At 47.6% G+C, this 3,968-nt stretch carries 3 protein-coding genes; all 3 read right to left on the bottom strand.

Annotation, left to right across the window (positions count from 1 at the left end; translation table 11 throughout):
• On the bottom strand, window positions 1-1,181 hold a 1,181-nt coding region (locus tag RJ60_RS14990), incomplete at its 3' end, for a hypothetical protein (protein WP_146028955.1).
• 17 nt (window positions 1,182-1,198) lie between these two features.
• On the bottom strand, window positions 1,199-2,185 hold the full coding sequence (locus RJ60_RS14985; protein WP_099830110.1) for a LacI family DNA-binding transcriptional regulator: 987 nt from the start codon (window positions 2,183-2,185) through the stop codon (window positions 1,199-1,201).
• The coding region (locus RJ60_RS14980) for a hypothetical protein (RefSeq protein ID WP_219725912.1) at window positions 2,182-3,968 on the bottom strand (1,787 nt) is incomplete at its 5' end. The genes RJ60_RS14985 and RJ60_RS14980, both read right to left, overlap by 4 nt.

The following is a 3,968-nucleotide window of genomic DNA, read 5'->3' as shown; positions in this document are numbered from 1 at the left end:
GAAGAAAGTGAGTTCTCCCTGGGATAAGCCAGAATATTAGAAGTCCACCATCCGTTGAATTCACCTTCTACGTCTTGAATTACTGAACACCAAGGTCTAAGTCTATCGAAAAAACTATCGATCGTTGCTGTGGAGATATGCGGGTTTCTCCACGAGGCGTTCCAATCTTTTATCAGTTCGACCGGCGTGAATATAGGTTCTCTGTTGTCGATTGCCATTGGAATTGCATAGACCGGGAATTCATATTCTCTGACATCGAGTGAAGCGAGTTTGTCTATAACCTCGCCTTTCAAGGTTTCAATATCGCTTCCGAAGAATCTATGTCCTTCAATGTAGGCCCATTTAGGATCATCCGTGAACCAGGCGAGTATCTTTGCTCCACTCGGAAGCCTCCACCAGAAAGGCGACTTCAGGTTCGTGTATTCCTTGAAAGGGGCCACGAAATTGTTTATCGACATGAATAAATTTTCCACACCTGTATCGAAGAGTAGCTCCAGGAGTCCGGTACTCACCCCTGGTACATCGCTGAGAAAGGCGCTCTTGATTTTCATACCCGATGCTCTTAGCGACCTGGTTCTCTCCAGAGAATGGAAGAGTTCCTCGAACTCTGTCCTGTCTGCATAATGGTGAAGAAATAGCGCTCCAATTCCAAATTCTCCCCTTTTCAGCAGATCACGGGCCGTCTCATAATCGGCTTGACCGTATCTCTTTTCGAAACACGAAAAGGCCCAGGTCGTTTCAATATTCCACCTGAATCGCGATTCTTCCGGCAAGGGCAAGCTGTCATTGTAGAACTGAATCGCCTTTGCGGTGTAATGAGCCTGGAGTCTCTCGACTTCCTTTATGGGGGCCGTGTAACCAAGGTCAACGTGAGAAAACATTAGTAGATTGAAATCAATTATCCTTGGCCGGTCAAGCTCTATACTCTCCTCCAACCTCTCCTGACAAGATGCAACGATGATCTTGACCGGGCCACTCTCAACTGTGAACAACTCTTCCGACTCACCCGGAGCGACAGATGTTGAGCTCTCTTGTTCTCTCTGTGAGATAGTTATATTGCATCTCTTCTCTGACGAATTGGCAATTATCACCAAGCGAGGCCGAAGCTCGGATCTCTTCAGAAGGTCTGTGAACTGAATATCTATTCTTATTGAATCTCCTTTGACCAAAACAGATTTCACGTTATTGCCCCACAGTCTTACCGCTCCACAAGCACCGTTTCAAGGAAGACTCTTCTTTGCCCTGTTGGATCTCCATACAGCCTCTCCAGGAGAATCGTGGCTGCCTGTCGGCCCATCTCACCTGTCTTCTGTGCAACCGTGGTCACGGGGATCTTGAGAAAAGAGAGGAAGTCGAAGTCATCGAATCCGCTTACGGTTATCTTTCCCTCAAGTTCAGGATGTTCGATCAGGTATTTGACAACTCCAAGAGTGACGTCGCCCGTGCATCCAACTATTGCCTGCGGTGGATCATCGAGGTTCATGAGTCTTCTTGTACACTCGTAACCGTTCTCCATCTTTGGCATTGTTTCACACGCGAGGTATTCGGGATGTAGTCTTGTCCGGCACTTTAGCACTCCGTCAAGGAAGCCGTCCATCCGTTCCTTGATGGCTGTCGCGTCTTCTTTCTGTGTTATGAATGCTATCTTTTCTTTGCCCTTTGAAACGAGGTGTTCAACAAGTATCCGCGAGCCGTTGCGGTTGTCACTCACGACGAAGTCGAATCTTGATCGGGGTATGTACCTGTCTAGAAGTACAATCGGTACACTTACATTGTTAAGGAATCTTATAGATGCCTGGTTAAAGATACCACCGACGTAGAAAAGAATGAGGCCGTCCACTCGTTTCTCAAGCAGTAGTTTCAGTTCTCGTAATTCCTTCGCCGGATCATTGTCGGAGACTCCTAGCAGGATGTTATAACCAGCTGGTGAGCATACACTCTCGAGCCCATCGAATATATCATGCATGAAAGACCTTAGGTTTGGGAGAACCAGACCTATTGTCATTGTTCTCTTCGTTATCAAGCTTTTTGCTGCCTGGTTTGGCAGGTAGTTCATATTTCTGGCTATTGAGACGATCCTTTCTTTTGTCTTTCTATTGACCCTGGGATCATCTCTAAGGGCTCTTGAAACAGTAGAGACCGAGACTCCAACAAGTTCAGCTATCTCCTTGAGACCAACGCTCATTGCAACCACCTTTCTTCGCTTGCCAGATCTGTTTCAACGGCTATCACGAATGGGAGATTCACGAATGCGACGGCTTTTTCAAATCCACCGTTTTCGACCGTATCTATATAGAACGAAAAGACCAGATAATCAGGGGTACCTGGTTCATTTTCGCCAAGAGGTACAATTCCAAGGTTCGAAGTGGCACTGTAAGAATAATGCCTTAGAAGCTGGAACCTCAACCTTTCATCCAGACTGAAAGAAAAACTCTGGCGGCTGGCCACGACGGTCTTCCCATCTGATCTATCCAGCAGCATGTAGCTTTGGAAAGGTAAGAAAGGCGGTCTCGACCCAGCTAACTCGCTTTCCATAGTAGAGAAGGATCTGGCCCCTCTGTACTCAACATTTGCGACTCCTTCAATTCCCAGTGAAAGAACATAGTTTATCGAATGGTCTTTGTATGATACGGTCGGCAATTCCTTTCTATCAATAACAACGCTTAGTTCAATACCGCCCAGCAAACCTGCAGCCAGCGTTATCTGAGAAATGGGTAGAGAACAGTAGTTCAGCGTTATGATCTCCTTCAGCGCGTTTACAGATCTATTATATGAGGACATTGTAGCATCTATTTGTGAAAAGGTTTTGGGACTCCCAGTCAAATATGACTCCAGGCGCAAATCGAAATGCAAATAGCTTCCGTCGCTGCATGGAGCAATGACTTCGATTGAACCTTTCTCACTCTCTTTCCATTCGAGAAGCGTATGCTTGTCGACATCGAATTCTTCTTCGGTGTTCGTTCCATAACCTGCAACTTCAACAACATTTACTCCTCTATTCAGCGGTAGAAGAAAGCAATAGCCCTCACTGTAAGTGTTCCAGTGATCCGTGAACTCTCGAAGGAAAGGAGTTCCCGCGAATAACTCACCCCCGATCTTTAGGCAGAGGTCTTCGCCCTTAGGGATATCAGCCGGTATCTCGACGTAATACTGACCTTCGCCCGGAGCAATAACGCAAATCTCCTGTGGCAAAAGCTCGTCAGCCATCTCACGCAAAAGCATCTCAAGCTGGGAATAAGCTTTGGTGGATAATTCCACAACACTCGCATTAGATGTTATGTTTTGTTCAAGGGTTAGCTTGCCAGGCCATCCGGCAGTTACGGCCGAAGTGTGTTCGCCGTAGAGGATCAGGTTGATATCGAGTGAAGACTTTAGTCGGGCATCGGTCCTTTCCAGATCCTCGTCGAGTTCTTTGGCGAATTCCTGGACACGCCGAAATGCACCTGCCGAGAACGGCCCTCCGGTCTTGACCACTTCCCACCATCCTGACCAATCCCCTTTATATACCCTGGCAGTTTCTCCGTATTTCTCTTCCATAATCCTCATGAATTCTGAAGGTGTTGAGACGATCAGCTCGACTTCTTGATCGTTCCAGTTCGAGTAGAGGTCGAGATATGCAACGGCGCCCGGGAAGTATCCTGCGTTATCGAAGGCGACCATTATGGCTACCTCGGAGTAAGGGTAGCCCGATAACTCGAGGTTATTCAGGTAGTTCTGAAGAAGAGAGGGGCTCTTGATCCAATACCCTTCCGCGTAACTGCCTTTGCTGACCCAGCAAAGGACACGATTCCCCAGCGGGCCCTCCCAGTAGAAGAGGTTATGGCTTCCTTCAAGACCCAGCGCCTCCGCATAGGCATCGTTAATCCCGCTGACGAAATAGTCTATTTCTTTCTCCGCCAGTATATCGGGAAGATCGGCCGTGTAGCCGGGAACATCGTTCATAAGGCAGGTTGAGATCTCCAGACCAT

The sequence above is a fragment of the Mesotoga sp. B105.6.4 genome, from assembly GCF_002896535.1.
GTDB lineage: Bacteria > Thermotogota > Thermotogae > Petrotogales > Kosmotogaceae > Mesotoga.
The sequence above is the reverse complement of the archived record's forward strand: the minus strand, read 5'-3'. Positions and strand labels throughout refer to the sequence as shown.